15 protein-coding genes and 1 tRNA gene are annotated in these 17,894 nt (G+C 73.3%); 10 read left to right on the forward strand and 6 right to left on the reverse strand.

From position 1 onward, the window contains the following. The first annotated feature begins 8 nt into the window (after positions 1-8). From kdpA to PKA89_RS08370, 7 genes are all read left to right on the forward strand, one after another. Complete coding sequence (gene kdpA / locus PKA89_RS08340) at positions 9-1,655, forward strand: potassium-transporting ATPase subunit KdpA (RefSeq protein ID WP_324418468.1); 1,647 nt, start codon at positions 9-11, stop codon at positions 1,653-1,655. After that, positions 1,652-3,688, forward strand: a complete 2,037-nt coding sequence (gene kdpB, locus PKA89_RS08345; protein ID WP_324418470.1) for a potassium-transporting ATPase subunit KdpB — start codon at positions 1,652-1,654, stop codon at positions 3,686-3,688. The genes kdpA and kdpB overlap by 4 nt, the downstream gene beginning before the upstream one ends. A gap of 10 nt (positions 3,689-3,698) precedes the next feature. Next, positions 3,699-4,265 carry a potassium-transporting ATPase subunit KdpC gene (gene kdpC / locus PKA89_RS08350; RefSeq protein ID WP_324418472.1) on the forward strand — a complete coding sequence of 189 codons (567 nt, stop codon included), beginning with the start codon at positions 3,699-3,701 and terminating at the stop codon, positions 4,263-4,265. A gap of 10 nt (positions 4,266-4,275) precedes the next feature. Further along, complete coding sequence (locus tag PKA89_RS08355; protein WP_324418474.1) at positions 4,276-6,780, forward strand: ATP-binding protein; 2,505 nt, start codon at positions 4,276-4,278, stop codon at positions 6,778-6,780. Continuing rightward, a complete protein-coding gene (locus tag PKA89_RS08360) occupies positions 6,780-7,466 on the forward strand; it encodes a response regulator transcription factor (RefSeq protein WP_324418597.1) in 687 nt (228 codons plus the stop codon). The genes PKA89_RS08355 and PKA89_RS08360 overlap by 1 nt, the downstream gene beginning before the upstream one ends. Positions 7,467-7,578: 112 nt before the next feature. Continuing rightward, positions 7,579-8,013, forward strand: a complete 435-nt coding sequence (locus PKA89_RS08365) for a GNAT family N-acetyltransferase (protein ID WP_324418476.1) — start codon at positions 7,579-7,581, stop codon at positions 8,011-8,013. 96 nt (positions 8,014-8,109) lie between these two features. Continuing rightward, complete coding sequence (locus PKA89_RS08370; RefSeq protein ID WP_324418478.1) at positions 8,110-9,645, forward strand: ATP-dependent DNA ligase; 1,536 nt, start codon at positions 8,110-8,112, stop codon at positions 9,643-9,645. Positions 9,646-9,668: 23 nt separating this feature from the next. Here the strand turns inward: PKA89_RS08370 and PKA89_RS08375 are convergent, their stop codons facing one another. Together PKA89_RS08375 and PKA89_RS08380 are read right to left on the reverse strand one after the other, a co-directional pair. Next, positions 9,669-10,121: a hypothetical protein gene (locus PKA89_RS08375; RefSeq protein ID WP_324418480.1), complete on the reverse strand. Its 453-nt coding sequence runs from the start codon at positions 10,119-10,121 to the stop codon at positions 9,669-9,671. Positions 10,122-10,291: 170 nt separating this feature from the next. Further along, positions 10,292-11,035, reverse strand: coding sequence for a class I SAM-dependent methyltransferase (locus PKA89_RS08380; RefSeq protein ID WP_324418482.1), 744 nt, complete (start codon positions 11,033-11,035; stop codon positions 10,292-10,294). Between the two features lie 70 nt (positions 11,036-11,105). Here PKA89_RS08380 and PKA89_RS08385 point away from each other — a divergent pair, with 70 nt between their 5' ends. Then, positions 11,106-11,828 (forward strand): aldolase/citrate lyase family protein, encoded by a 723-nt coding sequence (locus PKA89_RS08385; protein ID WP_324418484.1) that lies wholly within the window; start codon positions 11,106-11,108, stop codon positions 11,826-11,828. 13 nt (positions 11,829-11,841) lie between these two features. Here PKA89_RS08385 and PKA89_RS08390 read toward each other — a convergent pair whose 3' ends face one another. From PKA89_RS08390 to PKA89_RS08405, 4 genes are all read right to left on the reverse strand, one after another. Then, positions 11,842-12,810, reverse strand: a complete 969-nt coding sequence (locus PKA89_RS08390; RefSeq protein ID WP_324418486.1) for an aldo/keto reductase — start codon at positions 12,808-12,810, stop codon at positions 11,842-11,844. Next, on the reverse strand, positions 12,747-13,907 hold the full coding sequence (locus PKA89_RS08395) for a lysylphosphatidylglycerol synthase domain-containing protein (RefSeq protein ID WP_324418488.1): 1,161 nt from the start codon (positions 13,905-13,907) through the stop codon (positions 12,747-12,749). Before PKA89_RS08395 ends, PKA89_RS08390 begins: the two co-directional genes overlap by 64 nt. A 146-nt stretch (positions 13,908-14,053) precedes the next feature. Continuing rightward, the gene (locus PKA89_RS08400) at positions 14,054-14,896 is read right to left on the reverse strand and encodes a DUF72 domain-containing protein (RefSeq protein ID WP_324418599.1); all 843 of its coding nucleotides are present in this window, start codon (positions 14,894-14,896) and stop codon (positions 14,054-14,056) included. Positions 14,897-15,880: 984 nt separating this feature from the next. Then, positions 15,881-15,962, reverse strand: a tRNA-OTHER gene (locus PKA89_RS08405). 274 nt (positions 15,963-16,236) lie between these two features. Between PKA89_RS08405 and PKA89_RS08410 the strand changes: the two genes are divergently transcribed. Both PKA89_RS08410 and PKA89_RS08415 read left to right on the forward strand, forming a co-directional pair. Then, complete coding sequence (locus tag PKA89_RS08410) at positions 16,237-16,440, forward strand: helix-turn-helix domain-containing protein (protein ID WP_324418490.1); 204 nt, start codon at positions 16,237-16,239, stop codon at positions 16,438-16,440. Positions 16,441-16,541: 101 nt separating this feature from the next. Then, positions 16,542-17,702 carry a tyrosine-type recombinase/integrase gene (locus tag PKA89_RS08415; protein WP_324418492.1) on the forward strand — a complete coding sequence of 387 codons (1,161 nt, stop codon included), beginning with the start codon at positions 16,542-16,544 and terminating at the stop codon, positions 17,700-17,702. Positions 17,703-17,894 lie beyond the last annotated feature (192 nt).

The following is a 17,894-nucleotide window of genomic DNA, read 5'->3' on the forward strand; positions in this document are numbered from 1 at the left end:
GGCGCGCCATGTCGATCGGACTCCAGACGGCCACGGCCGTCCTCGTCGTCGCCGCCGTGCTGGCGGCGGCCCACGTCCCCCTCGGGGCGTGGATGCACCGCGTCTTCACCGACGACCGGGACTGGCGCGTCGAGCGCGTGGTGTACCGCCTCGTCGGCGTCGACGCGCGGGCCGAGCAGCGGTGGAGCGCTTACGCGCTCTCCGTCCTCGCGTTCGCGGTCGCCTCGGTCGCCCTGCTCTTCGGCCTGATCATGGTGCAGGGCCTGCTGCCCTGGGACCTCGGCCGCTCGATGCACTGGGACACCGCCCTCAACACGGCCGTCTCCTTCACGACCAACACGAACTGGCAGTCCTACTCCGGCGAGGCCGCGGCCGGTCACACCGTGCAGATGCTCGGGCTCACCGTGCAGAACTTCGTCTCGGCCGCGACCGGGCTCGCCGTCGCCGTCGCGCTGGTGCGCGGCCTCTCCCGCGCGCACACCGACCGACTCGGCAACTTCTGGGTCGACCTGACCCGGGCCACCGTCCGGGTCCTGCTGCCCCTCGCCACCGTCGCCGCGGTCCTCCTGCTGCTCGGCGGAGTCGTCCAGAACCTCGCCGCACCGCACACGATCGAGACGCTGACCGGCGTGCAGCAGACCATCCAGGGCGGGCCGGTCGCCTCCCAGGAGGCGATCAAGGAGCTCGGCACCAACGGCGGCGGCTTCTTCAACGCCAACTCCGCGCACCCGTTCGAGAACCCGGGGGCGTGGACCAACCTCCTCGAGATCGTCCTGCTCCTCGTCATCCCCTTCTCGCTGCCCTACACCTACGGACTCATGGTGGGCGACCGCCGCCAGGGTGCCGTCGCGACCGGGGTGATGGGGACGCTCCTCGTCGGCGCCGTCACGCTGTCGGCCTGGGCCGAGTCGACCGCCGCGAGCGGCCCGCTCGGGGCGATGGAGGGCAAGGAGCAGCGCTTCGGCGTCGCCTGGTCGGTCCTCTTCGCCAACGCGACGACCGGCACCTCGACCGGTGCGGTCAACTCGATGCACGACAGCTACAGCGCCCTCGGTGGCGGTGTACCCCTGCTCAACATGCTGCTCGGCGAGGTGTCCCCGGGTGGGGTCGGGACCGGCCTCTACGGCTACCTCGTCATGGTCGTCCTCGCCGTGTTCATCGCCGGACTCATGGTCGGTCGCACGCCCGAGCTGCTCGGCAAGACGATCGGACGGACGGAGGTGACGAGCGCCGCCCTGGTTACCCTGACCATGCCAGCCCTCGTGCTCCTGTCCACCGGGCTGGCGGTCGTCCTCCCAGTCTCGCTCGACGCCCGGCTCAACGACGGACCGCACGGCCTCTCCGAGCTGATGTACGCCGTCGCGTCGGCCTCGAACAACAACGGCTCGGCCTTCGCGGGTCTGTCCGCGGACCAGCCCTTCCTCAACCTGCTGCTCGCCGGTTGCATGTTCGTCGGCCGGTTCGTCCCCATCGTGCTGGTCCTCCGGCTCGCGGGATCGCTTGCTGCACAGGGCAAACGGCCGGTAACCGCCGGCACCATGCCCACCCACACCCCCCTGTTCACCACGCTGGTCGTCGGCACCGTCCTCATCGTCGCCGGCCTGACCTTCTTCCCGTCCCTGGCCCTGGGACCCATCGCGGAGGCCCTGTCATGACCACGTCCCTCGCGCGCACCGCGTGGCAGAACCTGCCCGCCGCGTTCACCAAGCTCGATCCTCGCCACCTGTGGCACAGCCCGGTCATCATGGTCGTCTGGGTCGGGTCGGTGCTCACGACGGTGCTGTCCGTCCTGGACCCGTCGGTCTTCTCGGTCGGCGTCACCCTCTGGCTCTGGGCCACCGTGCTCTTCGCGAACCTCGCCGAGGCGGTCGCCGAGGGCCGGGGCAGGGCCCAGGCGGAGACGCTGCGCCGCACCCGCACCGAGACGACCGCGCGCCGGATCCTGCCGGACGGCACCGAGGAGGAGGTGCCCGGGACCCGGCTCGCGCTGGGCGACCACGTCGTCGTCGAGGCCGGCCAGGTGATCCCCGGCGACGGCGACGTCGTCGAGGGCGTCGCCACGGTCGACGAGTCGGCGATCACCGGCGAGTCCGCACCGGTCATCCGTGAGTCCGGTGGCGACCGCTGCGCCGTCACCGGCGGCACCACGGTGCTCTCGGACCGGATCGTCGTGCGCATCACCAGCAAGCCGGGCGAGACCTTCATCGACCGGATGATCGCGCTCGTCGAGGGCGCCTCGCGGCAGAAGACCCCGAACGAGATCGCCCTCTCAATCCTCCTGACCACCCTCACCATCATCTTCGTCCTCGCCGTCGGGGCGATCCAGCCGATGGCGGTCTACTCGGGGCAGCGGCTCTCGATGGTCGTCCTCGTCGCCCTCCTCGTCTGCCTCATCCCGACGACGATCGGCGCGCTCCTGTCGGCCATCGGCATCGCCGGGATGGACCGGCTCGTCCAGCGCAACGTCCTCGCGATGTCCGGGCGGGCCGTCGAGGCCGCCGGGGACGTGAGCACGCTGCTCCTCGACAAGACCGGCACCATCACCTTCGGCAACCGGCGGGCCAGCGAGCTCGTGCCCGTGCACTCGGTGCAGCGCGAGGAGCTGGCCCGCGCCGCCTACCTCTCATCCCTCGCCGACGAGACCCCCGAGGGCCGCTCGATCGTCGAGTTCACCGTCGAGGACGGCGTCGACGCGGCCAGCCTCGGCGACGTCGTGTCCCTCCGCCGGGCCGGCGCCGAGGTCGTCGAGTTCAGCGCGACGACGCGGATGTCGGGCGTCGACCTGCCCGACGGCGGACGGGTCCGCAAGGGGGCCGGCAGTGCGGTGTCGGCCTGGGTGCGCGAGAACGGCGGGACGGTCGGTGGGGACCTCGAGGTGCACGTCGACGGCATCAGCGCCACCGGAGGCACGCCGCTCGTCGTCGCCGAGGCCGCGCCGGGAAGCGCGCCACGGGTCCTCGGGGTCGTCCACCTCAAGGACGTCGTCAAGCCGGGGATGCGCGAACGGTTCGCCCAGCTGCGCGAGATGGGCATCCGCACGGTGATGATCACCGGCGACAACCCGTTGACCGCCAAGGCGATCGCCGAGGAGGCGGGGGTCGACGACTACCTCGCCGAGGCGACGCCGGAGGACAAGATGGCGCTCATCAGGAAGGAGCAGGAGGGCGGGCGGCTCGTCGCGATGACCGGGGACGGGACGAACGACGCGCCGGCGCTCGCCCAGGCCGACGTCGGCGTCGCGATGAACACGGGCACCTCGGCCGCGAAGGAGGCCGGCAACATGGTCGACCTCGACTCGGACCCGACGAAGCTCATCGACGTCGTCGCCATCGGCAAGCAGCTGCTCATCACCCGCGGTGCGCTGACGACGTTCTCGATCGCCAACGACGTCGCCAAGTACTTCGCGATCATCCCGGCGATGTTCGTCGGCGTCTTCCCGGGCCTGCAGTCGCTCAACGTCATGGGGCTGTCCAGCCCGCAGTCCGCGATGCTCTCGGTCGTCATCTTCAACGCCCTCGTCATCGTCGCGCTGATCCCCCTGGCGCTGAGGGGGGTTCGCTACCGACCGCTGTCGGCCCACGCGATGCTCCGTCGCAACCTGCTCGTCTACGGCCTCGGGGGCGTGGTCGCGCCGTTCATCGGCATCAAGGCCATCGACCTCGTCGTCTCCCTGATCCCCGGTCTCTGAGGTGACCACCATGACCCGTCAGATCGGCGCCGCCGTCAAGGCGCTCCTCGTCCTCACCGTCGTGTGCGGCATCGTCTACCCGGCCGCGATCCTCGGCGTCGGGCTCCTCGTGCCCGAGCGGGCGGCCGGCCAGCCCGTCCGGGTCGACGGGCGCGAGGTCGGCTCGGCGCTCCTCGGCCAGCCTCCGAGCGGCCCCGAGTGGTTCCAGGGCCGGCCCTCCGCGTCCGACGCGGCCGGCGACACCAGCGGCGGCTCGAACTACGGTCCGGCCAACCCCGACCTGGCGGCCGCCGTCGCGGACCGCGAGAAGGCGCTGCGTGCGGCGAACCCGGATGCGCCGCAGACGATCCCGGCCGATGCCCTCACCGCGTCGGCGAGCGGGCTCGACCCGGACATCTCGCCGGAGTACGCGCGGTGGCAGGTGGCCCGGGTGGCGGCCGCCCGAGGCCTGGAGCAGGCCCGTGTGCTCCGGCTCGTGGACCAGCACGTGCGCCGGGCGCCGCTCGGCATCCTCGGTCAGGACCGGGTCGACGTCCTCGAGCTCAACGTGGCGCTCGCCGCCCTCGGCCGCGGGTGAGAATGAGCCCATGGCGCGCGGACGGCTGCGGATCTACCTCGGGGCGGCTCCGGGGGTCGGCAAGACCGTCGCCATGCTCGACGAGGGTCACCGCCGCCTCGACCGCGGCACCGACGTCGTCGTCGGCCTCGTCGAGACCCACGACCGGAGGAACACCCTCGCCCTGACCGAGGGCCTGGAGGTGGTGCCGCGCGCGCGGGTGTCGCACCGCGGCACCGTCCTGGAGGAGATGGACCTCGACCGGCTCCTCGAGCGCCGGCCGCAGGTGGCCCTCGTCGACGAGCTCGCGCACACGAACGCGCCGGGGAGCCGGCACGAGAAGCGGTGGGAGGACATCGAGGAGCTGCTCGAGGCCGGCATCGACGTCATCTCCACGGTCAACATCCAGCACCTCGAGTCGCTCAACGACGTCGTCACCTCGATCACCGGGATCGTCCAGCGCGAGACGGTGCCGGACGCCGTCGTCCGGGCCGCCGACCAGATCGAGCTGGTCGACATGTCCCCGGAGGCGTTGCGCCGCCGGATGGCCCACGGCAACATCTACGCCCCCGAGAAGGTCGACGCCGCGCTGGCCAACTACTTCCGCGTCGGCAACCTGTCCGCGCTGCGGGAGCTGGCGCTGCTGTGGCTGGCCGACCGGGTCGACGAGGGGCTGGGGAAGTACCGGGCCGACCACGGCATCGACGCCACCTGGCCGACCCGTGAGCGGGTCGTCGTCGCGATCTCGGGTGGTCCGGAGGGGGAGGTGCTGCTGCGCCGCGGTGCGCGCATCGCCGCCCGCGGCGCCGGCGGCGAGCTGCTGGCGGTGCACGTCGCGCGCACCGACGGCCTGGCCGGTCCGGCCCTGCCCGACCTCGTCGCGCTGCGCCGGCTCACTGCCGAGCTGGGCGGCAGCTTCCACACGGTGACGGGCGACGACCTGGCCGAGGCGGTGCTCGACTTCGCCCGGGGGGTGAACGCCAGTCAGGTCGTCATCGGGTCCTCACGGCGGGCCCGCTGGCGAACCCTCCTCTCCCCGAGCACGACCGAGGAGGTCATCACGGGCTCCGGGGACGTCGACGTCCACGTGGTGACCCACCGGTTCGCGGCCGGTCGGGGCTGGCGGGCGCCGCGGGCCGGCCTGCCGCAGCGCCGCAAGCGGCTCGGGTACGGCCTCGCCGTCCTCGGGCCGTTCGTCCTCACCGAGCTGCTCGCCGCGCTGCCCGAGGACCCGGGCCTGCCCCTCACCGTGCCGCTGTTCCTCCTGCTGGCCGTGCTCATCGCGCTGCTCGGCGGCATGGGTCCGGCGCTCGTCGGCGCCGTCGCCAGCTCGATGTTCCTCAACTGGTTCTTCACCCCGCCGGTGGGTGGCTTCACGATCTCCGCCCCCGAGAACGCGATCGCCCTGACGATCTTCGTCCTCGTCGCCGCCGCCGTCGCGTGGGTCGTCGACCGCAGCGCACGCCGGGCGGACCGGGCCCTGCGCGCGCAGGCGGAGGCCGCGTCGCTCGCCGAGCTGAGCCACACGCTGCTCGGCTCCACGGACCAGATGGCGCTGCTCCTCCAGCAGGCGCTCGACATGTTCGGGGCCCGGGCCGCGGCCGTCGTGCGCCGGCCGGACGCGCACCACCGGATGGAGATGGTCTCCACGACCGACCCGGCGCTGACGCTCGAGGACGTCCGGGCACCCGGGCTGCCGGTCGAGGAGGCCGACGACGAGCACGACCTCGTCCTCGTCGGAGCCGCCGTCCCGGCCGGTCGCCAGCGGCTCCTCGCCGCGTTCGCCGCCCACGCGGGGGCCATCCTCCAGCGGCGTGCGCTCCAGGCCTCGGCGGGCGAGGCGGCCGCCCTGGCCCGGGACAACTCCGCACGCACGGCCCTGCTCTCGGCGGTCTCGCACGACCTGCGCACGCCGCTGGCCGGCATCAAGGCGGCGATCGGCAGCCTCCGCTCGAGCGAGGTCACCTTCAGCCCGGAGGACGAGGCCGAGCTCGAGGCGGCCATCGAGGACTCGGCCGACCGGCTCGACGCGCTCATCGGCAACCTCCTCGACATGTCGCGGCTGCAGGCCGGGGCGCTCGTCGCGCACCCGCGGACCGTCGACCTCGGCGAGGTCGTCCCGGGGGTCGTGGCGGCGGTGCCCGAGCCGGACCGGGTGCTCTGGGACCTCGGTCCGGACGCCCGGAGCGTGACCGCCGACTCGGGCCTGCTCGACCGGGTGCTCGGCAACGTCGTCGAGAACGCACTGCGCCACCAGCAACCGCCGTGGCGAGTCCGGGTGTCGACCAGCCGGCTCGGCGACCGCGTGCAGATCCGGGTGTGCGACACCGGCCCCGGGGTGCCCGAGTCCGAACGCGAGCGCATCTTCCTGCCCTTCCAGCGGCACGGGGACGCCCCGGCCGGTGACGGCGTGGGCCTCGGGCTGGCCGTGGCGCGCGGGCTGGCCGAGGCGATGGGTGGCAGTGTGTCGGCCGAGGACACGCCGGGCGGCGGGCTCACGGTGGTCGTCGAGCTGCCGGCGGCGGAGGGAGCGTGATGGGGCAGAGGGTGCTCGTCGTCGACGACGACCCGACGATCCGGCGGACCCTGAGGATCAACCTCCGGGCGCGGGGCTACGACGTCGAGGAGGTCGGCTCGGGCCTCGACGCGCTGGCCACCGTCGAGGACGCTCCGCCGGACCTCGTCGTCCTCGACCTCGGGCTGCCCGACCTCGACGGCGTCGAGGTGCTGCGGCGCATCCGCGCTCGCTCGCGCGTGCCGGTCGTCGTCCTCTCCGCCCGCCACCAGTCCGACGACAAGGTCGAGGCCCTCGACGAGGGGGCGGACGACTACGTCACCAAGCCGTTCGGGATGGACGAGCTGATGGCGCGGGTGCGCTCGGCGCTGCGCCGCGGTGGCGACGACGAGGGCCTGGCCGCGGTCGCCCCGGTCGAGACGGACGCGTTCTCGCTCGACTTCGCCACGCTGACGGCCACCCGCGCCGGCGCACCCGTGCACCTCACCCCGACCGAGTGGCGGCTCGTCGCCGAGCTCGCCCGGCACCGCGGCCGCGTCGTCACCCAGACCGACCTGCTGCAGGCGGTCTGGGGGCCGGGCTACGGGCGCGAGTCGAACTACCTGCGCGTGTACGGCAACCAGCTGCGCCGCAAGCTCGAGGCCGACCCGTCGGCGCCGCGGCACATCGTCACCGAGCCCGGCATCGGCTACCGCCTCGTCGAGTGACCGCTGCTCCGGGCCATCCGCGTCGTGTGCCGAGATGGCGGTCCTGGCGACCGATTCGGCACACGACCCCGGTGGTGGGGCGGCGCGCCGGCCGGCTCCTAGGCTGACGGGCGTGACCACCGTGCGCTGGGCCCCGACGACCGAGCTCCCCGCCGCGACGCTCTACGCCGTGATGCGGCTGCGCCAGGACGTGTTCGTCCTCGAGCAGCAGTGCCTCTACCCCGACCTCGACGGCCGCGACCTCGAGCCCGGCACCGTGCAGTGGTGGGCCGAGGACGCGTCCGGCGCCGTGGTCGGCACGCTGCGGGTGCTGGACGACGGTGACGACGGGCTCCGCATCGGCCGGGTCGCCACCGCCCGGTCGGCCCGGGGCGGCGGGGTGGCCCGGCGGCTGGTCGAGGACGCCCTCGCGGCCACCGAGGGTCCGGTCGTCCTCGACGCCCAGGCGCACCTGGCGGGCTGGTACGCCGCGCTCGGGTTCGAGGTCACCGGTGACGAGTTCCTCGACGACGGCATCCCGCACGTGCCGATGCGCCTCGACCGCTGAGCGCCCGCCCGTCGGTGGTCGTCGCTAGCGTGCGGGGATGACGCACCCGCACCTTGCCACCGGCGCCGTCGGGCACGGCGCCCGGCAGCCGGGCTGATGCCCACCTCGCTCGCCGACCTCGTCGCCGTCTCGGGCGAGGTCGCGGCCACCCGGTCGCGCACGGCCAAGACCGAGGCGCTCGCGGGGCTGCTCGCGCAGGCCCCCGCCGAGGAGGTCGGCACCGTCGTCGCGTTCCTCTCCGGGGTGCTGCCCCAGCGCCGCCTCGGTGTCGGGTACCGCTCGCTGGGCTCGATGCCGGAGCCGGCGGCCGAGCCGTCGCTCACAGTCGCCGCGGTCGACGCCGCCTTCGACCGGCTGGCCGGGGCGGCCGGGGCGGGGTCGGCCGCCGCCCGCCGCGCCGAGCTCGCGTCGCTCCTCGGCGCCGCGACCGCCGACGAGCAGCGCTTCCTCCGCGACCTCGTCACCGGCAACCTCCGGCAGGGGGCGCTCGACGGCGTCGTCCTCGCCGCCGTGGCCCGCGCCTTCGAGGTCCCGGACGCCGTCGTCCGCCGCGCGGTGATGCTCGCGGGGTTCACCCACGTCGTCGCCGGCATCGCCGCCCGCGGCGGGCAGGCCGCGCTCGAGGAGGTCGGGCTCGTCGTCGGCCGGCCGCTGCGCCCGATGCTCGCGGCGTCGGCGAAGACGACCGACGAGGCCACCGAGGGGTTCGCCGGCGCCGAGATGCTCGTCGACGGCAAGCTCGACGGCATCCGGGTGCAGGTCCACCGGGCCGACGGCGTCGTCACCGTGTTCACCCGCAGCCTCGACGACATCACCGAGCGGGTCCCCGAGGTCGTCGAGGCCGTCGTCGCGCTCCCGGGCGGTGACCTCGTCCTCGACGGCGAGGCCATCGTCATCGAGGAGGGTGGGCGGCCGGCGCCGTTCCAGGTCACCGGCGCCCGGACGGCGAGCTCGGCCGACGTCGCCCGGCTGCGCGCGGAGGTGCCGCTCACGACCTTCCTCTTCGACGTCCTCCACGCGAGCGGGCGCGACCTCGTCGACGCCCCCGCCCTCGAGCGGCACGAGGTCCTCACCGAACTGGCGCCGCACCTCGTCGTCCCGCGGCTGCTCACCACCGACCCCGCGGCCGCGGCCGGCTTCTTCGACGACCTCGTCGCCGCCGGGCACGAGGGCGTCGTCGTCAAGGACGCGTCGGCCCCGTACGCGGCCGGTCGGCGTGGCAGCGGCTGGGTCAAGGTCAAGCCGACGCACACCCTCGACCTCGTGGTGCTCGCCGTCGAGCGGGGCTCGGGTCGCCGGCGCGGCTGGCTGTCCAACATCCACCTCGGCGCGCGCGACCCCGACTCCGGCGGCTGGGTCATGGTCGGCAAGACCTTCAAGGGGATGACCGACGAGATGCTGCGCTGGCAGACCGAGCGCTTCACCGAGCTCGCCGACGGCCCCACCGACGGCTACGTCGTGTCGGTGCGCCCCGAGCAGGTCGTCGAGATCGCCCTCGACGGCGTGCAGCGCTCCTCCCGCTACCCGGGGGGCGTCGCGCTGCGGTTCGCCCGGGTGCTGCGCTACCGCGACGACAAGCCGCTCGACGAGGTCGACACCATCGAGGCCGTGCGGGCCCTGGGCGGCCGCTGAACCCCGGCGAGTGCCCAGGCGGCTCAGCCGCGCGGGCGCGGGGTGATGCCCTCGAGCAGGCGGCTCAGGGCGGACACGACCCCGACCACTCCGCCGACGACCGCGAGGACGAGCACGACCCGCACCGGGACGCTCCAGCCGGCCGGGAGGTCGAACGGGAAGACGTCCCAGACCCGGAGCGTGGCGACGAGGCCGACGACCGACGTCGCGAGGTCGCCGAGGGCGCGGAACCAACCCGTGTGCACGAGGGCCGCGAGCGCCTCCACGATGACGCCCGTCCACAACGCCGCGGCGACGAGCGGAACGACCTGCGCGGCGTCCGGGCTGAGGAACGGCACGGCCCGCCACCCGGGGCGCACCTCGAGCAGGTAGAGGAGGACGAGGTTGACGACGAGTCCGGCGAGGTTGGCCGCGCGCGGCGCGGGCCGGGTGGCGGCGGTTCTCGGGACGGGGTGCGTGGGGTGTGTCGTGGCCATGGCCTGCTCCTGCCGGCGACGACGTCCCACGCCGCGCCGCGACTGGCGGGCGCGCGCCCCCGCCACCGTCATCGTCCCACCGGCGACCGTGGTCGGCGGCCGGTCGAGAGCGGGGTCACCCCCGGCGGCTGCGACGGGTGGTCCGCCGGCGGACCGACGGCCCCGCCGGGTCAGCGGCGCGCGTCGACGAGGACGGAGGTGACGAACCCGAGCTCGTGCCGGTAGCCGCGCAGCCAGCCCTGTCGGTGCTCGGCGGCGACCCCCAGGGCCTGCTCCCGCTCGGCCGGGTCCCGGCCCTCGGCGAGCGCCCAGTCGGTGAGCGACCCGACCCAGGACCACTCGTAGTCGTCCCACTCGGCGGCGGTGCTGACGTGGGCGTACGCCGTGCCCCAGCCGAGGGCCCACGCGTGGGCGACGAGGCCGTCGAGGTCCGGGAAGTCCTCCGGGGTGGCCTCGAGGGCGGTGAGGGCGGCCGGCCCGGGGGGTCGCTCCCAGAAGCCGTCGCCGACGAGGCAGCGGGCGCCGGGCGAGACGTGGGCGCGCAGGGTGTCGAGCATGCGCTCGTACCCGCCGAACGCGTGCGAGGCCCCCACGCAGAGGGCGGCGTCGAAGCGGCCGCCGGACCACGTCGCGGCGTCGGCGGTCACCCAGGTGACGCGGTCCGCGACCCCTCGGGCCGCCGCACGCTCCTCCCGGTCGGGGTGCAGGTGGAGGTCGACCCCGACCGCCTGCACGTCGGGACGCGCGGCGAGCAGGGCGAACAGCCACTCGCCCGCGCCGCACCCGAGGTCGACGACCCGGCCGTCCCGAGGGATCGAGAGCCGGTCGAGGAGGCGGGCCGTCGCCACGGCGTCGACCGGTGCGGCGAGCGGATGGTGGGCGTGGGCGATGCGCGAGATGTCCGAGTGGTCCATCCGGTCATGCTGCGTGGCCCGGGCACGACGGCACAACGCAGTTCCGTCTGTGCGGTGGCACGATGCTCGGGTGGAGGTCTCGAACGGCATCTGGACCAGCACGGCCGACGTCGACCTGCTGCTCCGCCTGGCGGGCTCCGGCTTCGACTGGCTCGTCCTCGACGCCCAGCACGGGCCGGTCGACCGCGCGGCGCTGCACGGCGCCGGCCGCGCGCTCGGCGCGGCGTCCGCTCCCTTCCTCGTGCGCGTCCCGGCCGTCGACGCCGCGTGGATCGGGACCGCCCTCGACGCCGGCGCCCACGGCGTCGTCGTGCCGTCGGTCACCGGAGCCGAGGACGCTGCGCGGGCCGCGCTGGCCTGTCGCTATCCGCCTCTCGGGGAACGCAGCTGGGGCCCGTGGTCGCCGATGTGGGGAGCCTCGGCGCCGGCGGCGGACGTCGCGAACGGCGTCGTCCGCTGCTGGGTGATGGTCGAGACGGTCGGCGCCCTCGACGAGGTGGAGCGGATCGCGGCGACCCCCGGCGTCGACGGGCTCTTCGTCGGCCCGCTCGACCTCGCGCTGGCCCTCGGCACGAGCGTCGAGGCGCTGCTCGCCGATGACGCGCCGGACGGTCCGCTCCGCCGGGTCGTCGCGGCCGCCGAGCGGCAGGGCATCCTCGTCGGCGCCTTCGCCGGGAATCCCTCTGCGGCAGCACGTCTGCGAGCCCACGGCATCGGCTTCCTGGCGGTGACGACGGACGCAGCGCTGCTCGCGTCCGGCGCCCGGACGGTGTTGGCCGAGCTCGAGGGCTGAACCGTTCGCCGCCTCAGAAGCCGCTGGGCTCCCGGGGGGTGTAGGCCGCCTCGAGCGACGCCACCTCGTCGTCGGTCAGCTCGAGGTCGAGCGCGGCGACCGCGTCCGGCAGGTGGTGGGCCTTCGTGGCGCCGACGATCGGGGCGTCGACCACCGGGTTGTGCAGCACCCAGGCGAGCGCGACCGTGGACATCGCGACGCCCCGGTCCCGGGCCACCCGCTCCACCGCGCCGACGATGTCGGCGTCGGAGTCCTGGTAGAGGCGCTTGCCGAACTCGTCGGTCTCGGAGCGGTTGGTCTGCTCACCCCAGGGCCGGGCCAGGCGGCCGCGCGCGAGCGGGCTCCACGGGATGGCCCCGACGCCCTGGGCCGCGAGCAGCCCGAACATCTCCCGCTCCTCCTCACGCATGAGCAGGCTGTACTGGTCCTGCATCGAGACGAACCGCGTCCAGCCCCCGAGGTCGGCGGCGTGCTGCATCGTCGCGAACTGCCACGCGTACATCGACGAGGCCCCGATGTAGCGCGCCTTCCCCGCCTTGACGACGTCGTGCAGCGCCTCCATCGTCTCCTCGACGGGGACCTCGGGGTCGAACCGGTGGATCTGGTAGAGGTCGACGTGGTCGGTGCCGAGCCGCGTCAGCGACGCGTCGACCTGCTCGAGGATCGCCTTGCGGGACAGGCCGGAGCCGCCGGGGCCGTCGTGCATCCGGCCGTGGACCTTGGTGGCCAGGACGACGTCCTCACGCCGGGTGTACCGCCGGATGGCGCGCCCGACGAACTCCTCGGAGGTGCCGGCGCTGTAGACGTTCGCGGTGTCCCAGAACGTGATCCCCAGCTCGACGGCCTGGCGGAAGAAGGCCCCGGAGGCCTCCTCGTCGAGCGCCCACGCGTGGAAGCCACGAGAGGCGTCCGCGTAGGTCATGCACCCGAGCGCGATCCGGCTGACGGTGAGGCCGGTGCTGCCGAGACGCGTGTACTCCATCGTGCTGCTCCTTCGGTCGGGAGCCTCCCAGCATGCGCCCACCGACCCACCGGACGGACGGTGGGGTGCACGCGGGCTGCTGCGCCGAGGTGGCCCGCCCGTCGCCGGGAGAGCCACCACCCGAGCAGTCCGAGCCCGCCGACGGGCACCTCCATCCCGATGACGAACGCACGGTAGAGCAGCACCCCGGCGGCGGCCGGCGCGGCGGGGACCCCGAGCGCGGTCAGCGCACCGGCCATCCCGACCTCGACGATGCCGGTGGCGCCGGGGGTGAGGACGAGCATCGACAGCAGCCGCTCGACGACGAAGGCCGAGGCGACGACGACCGGTGCCGCGGGCGCGCCGACGACGGAGAGGCAGGCCCAGAGCAGCACGGCCTGGAGCAGTGCGTAGAGGACCTTGGCCCCGAGCAGGCGGCCCCAGCCGGCGCGGACCAGGTCGGCGCTCTCCCGGCGGAAGCGGGCGGCGCGCTCACCCCATCCCTCGGGAGCGGACGGCAGGGGGCGCAGCCGGGCGGCGAGCCGGTCCAGTCGGCCACCGGCCCAGCGCACCGCGCGGTCGTCGCGGCCGACGAGCACGACGGCCGCGACGAGCACGGCGAGGAGGGCCACCCCGACGACGCCCGGGCCCGTGAGGTTGTGCGTCGCGGAGCTGCCGGCCGCGGCGAACCAGCAGAGGACCGCGCCGGGCAGGAGCAGCTTGACGACGAGGTCCGCGAGGTTGGTCACGAGCGCCCAGCGCCCGAAGGCCGCCGAGCCGAAGCCCCAGGTCCGGGCCATCCGCCAGTTGACGACCGTCCCGGCCGCGCCGCCGAGGGGCAGCAGGTTGGAGACGAAGGAGCCGGTGAGGTTGAGCAGGAGGGCGCGGCGGTGGCTCAGCCCGGGCAGCGCGGCGGTGAGGGAGGGCGTGTGCGCCCACAGCCCGAGCAGCCAGAGCACCGCGAGCACGGCGAGCTGGGTCGGCGTCGGCCGGCTCAACGCGTCGACGATCGGGCGCCACGAGGTCCCCGTCACCTTCGGCAGGGCCAGCGCCACCACCGTCGCGGCGAGCGCCGCGCCCGCGGCCATCCGCACCCCCGGACCCCACACCTTCGTCATGGTGCCCACGGTCCCGCGGTCGGGGGGTCCGGCGCATCGGGGGTGACCCCGACATCGACCCCGACTCCGCCCCGAGGTCGGCCCGCCGGCTCGGGGTGGGGAGTCGACCCGACCCCGGCACGTCGTCGTCTGCCGGCTGGGCTCCCTCAGCCGGTCGGCGGATGCAGGTCGCAGAGCCGCTCGATGAGCCGCAGCGCGTCGTGCGGCGCGTGGCCGCGGGCGTCGTTGTCGAAGTAGACGACGACGTCGGCGCGCTGCGCCCAGCCCCGGCACCGGTCGGCCCAGCGGTCGAGGGACTCGTCGCCGTAGCCGCTCGCGTACAGCTCGGTGTCGCCGTGCAGCCGCACGTAGACGAGGTCGCTCGTCACCGCCTCGGCCATCGGCCACCGCCCGGCCGTATCGGCGACGACGGTGGCGACGTCGTGGCGGCGCAGCAGCTCGCTCGCCTCGTCCGAGCAGAAGGTGGCGCTGCGGAACTCGAGGGCGTGCCGGATCCGGCGGCCGGCCAGCCCCCGCGGGGCACGTGTCAGGGTGCGGTCCTCGCGCACCTTGGCGTCGTGCCGCCGGGCGAGGGCCGCCGCCTCGCCGACCGTGCGGGGCAGGAGGTCGAGGAAGGCCTCCAGCACCACTGGGTCGAAGGTGACCCGTTCGGGCAGCTGCCACAGGACCGGCCCGAGCTTCGGGCCGAGCGCGAGCACCCCCGAGGCGAAGAAGTTGGCCAGCGGGGTCTCGACCTCGCGCAGCCGCTTCAGGTGGGTGATGAAGCGGCCGCCCTTGACCGCGAGGACGAAGTGCTCGGGCGTCTCGTCGCGCCACAGGGCGTAGGACGTGGGTCGCTGGAGTGAGTAGAAGGAGCCGTTGACCTCGACGCTCCCCGTCCGGGCCGCGAGGTACTCGAGCTCGCGACGATGCGGCAGACCGGGCGGGTAGAAGTCGCCACGCCACCGCGGGTAGCTCCACCCCGAGGTGCCGACGCGGACCTCACCCATCGGCGCGGGGGCGCTGGGCACGACGAGGCTCGACGTGACGAGTCATGCCCACGTGATACCCCGGATGGCAGCGGGCGCAACTTCCCCGCCTGATGCCGGAAGCTCCGGTCGGGCACCCTCCATCTCGCACCCGGGGAACGGGGCGTGAGCTCGGCGCCACGACGGCAAGACAACGCCCCCGCGGCCTTCAGGCGACGCGGGGGCGCTGCGCGGCCACGGCTCCAGAGGAGCGGGCCGTCTGCCCCAGGGGGGTTGGGGCACTCTGTGGGCCAGCCGGGGCTGGCTGTCATGGTGGCGCCGGGTCGGTCCGTGGGCCGGCCCGGCGTCGCAACACCGCCCCCGAATGAGGGAGACGGCGGCCACGTCATGACCTCGAGCCCCTGCGCTCTCAGTCACCGTGAACAGTCTCGGACCCCTGCAGTCCTTGACCGGTGCTAGAGACAGACTTTACCTGCGCTTTACCTTCTCCGCGACCCCGGACGGGTCGCGGGTGACCGAAAGGGCCGGACGGATGATGCATGGCTCGACCGAACGGCTGAAGGGCGGTGCTCACGCCTCCTCCTGGGCACCCGGGTGGCCCCCCGCGACATGGTGAACCGGTGACTGGCACCGCCCACGAGCCAACGACCACTCGTGAACAACAGCCACACCAGCCGGTCGCGAGCGATGGGCGCGACTGTCTCCACGCCCTCGGGCGCCCTCGCGCCCGCATGCGGGAACGGTCCGTTCGGCCTGGTGCGACGTCGGACCCGGTTGCTGGCACGCGGTGGTCCGCGGCGCTGACACGGTGATGCGGCCGACGTCCCCCGCGCTCCCCACCCTCCCACTTAGTGCGGGAACCTCCGGTCGCGCACCCCGAACGTCGGGTTGCTCCAGCCGAGGTGCTGGCGTGGACCTCTGGCGCTGCGCCCCGGCGTCGTCACCCGAACGGCTCGGACGACGAGGAAGCCGCAGGCCAGGTCGACTCTGGGCTGCGGCTTCGGATGGTGGCCAGGGGCGGGGTCGAACCGCCGACCTTCCGATTTTCAGTTGTCGCAGAACGGTGTTCGCGTTGCCAGTGCCGTCCGTTTCGTGCTCAAATGGCTCGGGCTCGAGGTCGCTCCTGCAGGAGTTTCCACGGGCTCTGGTTAGCAAATGAATAGCGGCCCTTGGAGGCCGTTGTCGCCGCCTCGCCAGCGGTCCGGCTGGCCTCCTGGCCCTCCAACACGGAATCCGATGGTCGACGGGGCAAGCCGTGGTTTTCGTCCCGGCACCCATCCTGACCGCCAAGGTCCCGGCGGACGCATTGGGAGTCAAGACGGCTGCTGCGTTAGCAGGCGCGAACCAGCATTGGAGATGTCATGGAAGACAAGTTGCTCTACAAGGTGGCCGACGTCGCCCAGGTGCTCAGCCTGAGCCGGACCAAGGTCTACGAGCTCGTACGGAGCGGCGAGCTGCCGTCGGTCCGCATCGGAGGATCGCGTCGGGTTCGTGGGGAGGACCTCACCGACTACGTGGAGTCCCTGCAGCGGATCTCCGCCCATGCCCGGGCGGGCGTCGGATGAGCGCGACGCGGCAGCCGGCCGCCAAGCCGAGGTTGCGAAACGGGATCATCCGTCGGGGGAGTACGTGGTCGTACGTCATCCGTGTCACCGACCAGAGAGGGGTGAGCAAGCCCAAGTGGGTCGGCGGCTTCCCGACCGAGGCCGAGGCCAAGCGAGCGCGCGACGCCGCACGGGCCGGGGCGAACCGGGGAGAGTTCGTCGACCGCAACAAGGTGACGGTCGAGGAGTATCTGCGGAAGTGGCTCGAGGACCATGCCCTTGAGGTGAAGCCCAGAACGAGCGCCGGCTACGCCCACATCATCAGGGTCTACGTGGCTCCCAGGATCGGACCCATGCGGCTTCAGGCGCTGAAGACGACCAACCTCACTGGGCTCTACCGCGACCTCTCGGAGGGCGGGGGCGTGGGTGGCAAGCCGCTGGCCGCGAGAACCGTCGAGTACGTCCATGCGGTCATGCGCAAGGCCTTGGCTGACGCCGTCAACAACGACCAGATCCTGACGAGCAACCCCGCCCTTAATGCCAAGCGCCCCCGCAAAGAGCTGCACCAGCCTGTCGTCATGTGGAACGCAGAGAACCTTGCCGCCTTCCTCGAGACGACCAGCCGCCACCGCATGCACGCCTACTTCCAGCTAGCGGCGTACACCGGAGCCCGCCGGGGCGAGTTGATGAACCTGCGCTGGTCCGACGTGCACCTGGGCGACGGCCCGTTCATCCGTGTACGCGGAACAGTGGCGGTCATCGAGAGACGGCGCGTCGAGGGCACCACCAAGGGTGGGCGTGAGCGAACGATCTCCATCGACCCGGACACGGTCGGCCACCTCGTTCGCCACCGCGCAGAGCAGGAGCAGGAACGACAAGTCGCCGGCGCCTCATGGGTCGACGACGACCACGTCTTCCGCCAGGAGCTTGGCCTGCCGATGTTCCCCGACAGCCCGACGGCGCTCATGGCCAAGTTGTTGCGGCAACACAACCAAGGGGCCGTAGGGCTCGGGCGAAAGCCGCTGCCGCTCATCCGTCTCCACGACCTTCGACATCTGCACGCGACCCTTCTGCTGAAGGCAGGGGTGCCCGTCCACGTTGTCGCGCACCGCCTCGGTCACGCTGACCCTGCAATTACGCTCCGCGTCTACGCCCACGTACTAGACGATCAGGCAAGCCATGCCGCTACCGTGTTTCGGCAGCTCATGGAGACTTCAGAGCGCGGGGAGGAAACCGCCGATGAGGCGCGGTACGGAACCCAAGGACCCCGGGACGTCCCGTAGGGCGAGGGTGCCGCTCGACAGCTAGGTGGGCTTTCCCTTGCGGCAAGCCGCACCTCCACCATGACTCCGTGCTGGTGTCTGCCAGACGCGTCAGGTTTCCCTAGACCCACAATCTAAGGAGCGCCTACACCGCATCCTGGTTGGCTTGGGATGGGCTCGTTACCTGCGAAGGCTTCAGTGATCGGGGCCGCC

Origin of the sequence: Phycicoccus sp. (genome assembly GCF_035325325.1) — a bacterium.
GTDB lineage: Bacteria > Actinomycetota > Actinomycetes > Actinomycetales > Dermatophilaceae > Phycicoccus.

Bases quoted from the DNA above. Each gene is read 5' to 3' on its own strand.
- kdpB (WP_324418470.1), top strand. From the start codon at position 1,652: ATGACCACGTCCCTCGCGCGCACCGCGTGGCAGAACCTGCCCGCCGCG.
- PKA89_RS08360 (WP_324418597.1), top strand. From the start codon at position 6,780: ATGGGGCAGAGGGTGCTCGTCGTCGACGACGACCCGACGATCCGGCGG.
- PKA89_RS08410 (WP_324418490.1), top strand. From the start codon at position 16,237: ATGGAAGACAAGTTGCTCTACAAGGTGGCCGACGTCGCCCAGGTGCTC.
- PKA89_RS08380 (WP_324418482.1), bottom strand. From the start codon at position 11,035: ATGGACCACTCGGACATCTCGCGCATCGCCCACGCCCACCATCCGCTC.
- PKA89_RS08355 (WP_324418474.1), top strand. From the start codon at position 4,276: ATGGCGCGCGGACGGCTGCGGATCTACCTCGGGGCGGCTCCGGGGGTC.
- PKA89_RS08400 (WP_324418599.1), bottom strand. From the start codon at position 14,896: ATGGGTGAGGTCCGCGTCGGCACCTCGGGGTGGAGCTACCCGCGGTGG.
- PKA89_RS08395 (WP_324418488.1), bottom strand. From the start codon at position 13,907: ATGACGAAGGTGTGGGGTCCGGGGGTGCGGATGGCCGCGGGCGCGGCG.
- PKA89_RS08370 (WP_324418478.1), top strand. From the start codon at position 8,110: ATGCCCACCTCGCTCGCCGACCTCGTCGCCGTCTCGGGCGAGGTCGCG.
- kdpA (WP_324418468.1), top strand. From the start codon at position 9: ATGTCGATCGGACTCCAGACGGCCACGGCCGTCCTCGTCGTCGCCGCC.
- kdpC (WP_324418472.1), top strand. From the start codon at position 3,699: ATGACCCGTCAGATCGGCGCCGCCGTCAAGGCGCTCCTCGTCCTCACC.
- PKA89_RS08390 (WP_324418486.1), bottom strand. From the start codon at position 12,810: ATGGAGTACACGCGTCTCGGCAGCACCGGCCTCACCGTCAGCCGGATC.
- PKA89_RS08375 (WP_324418480.1), bottom strand. From the start codon at position 10,121: ATGGCCACGACACACCCCACGCACCCCGTCCCGAGAACCGCCGCCACC.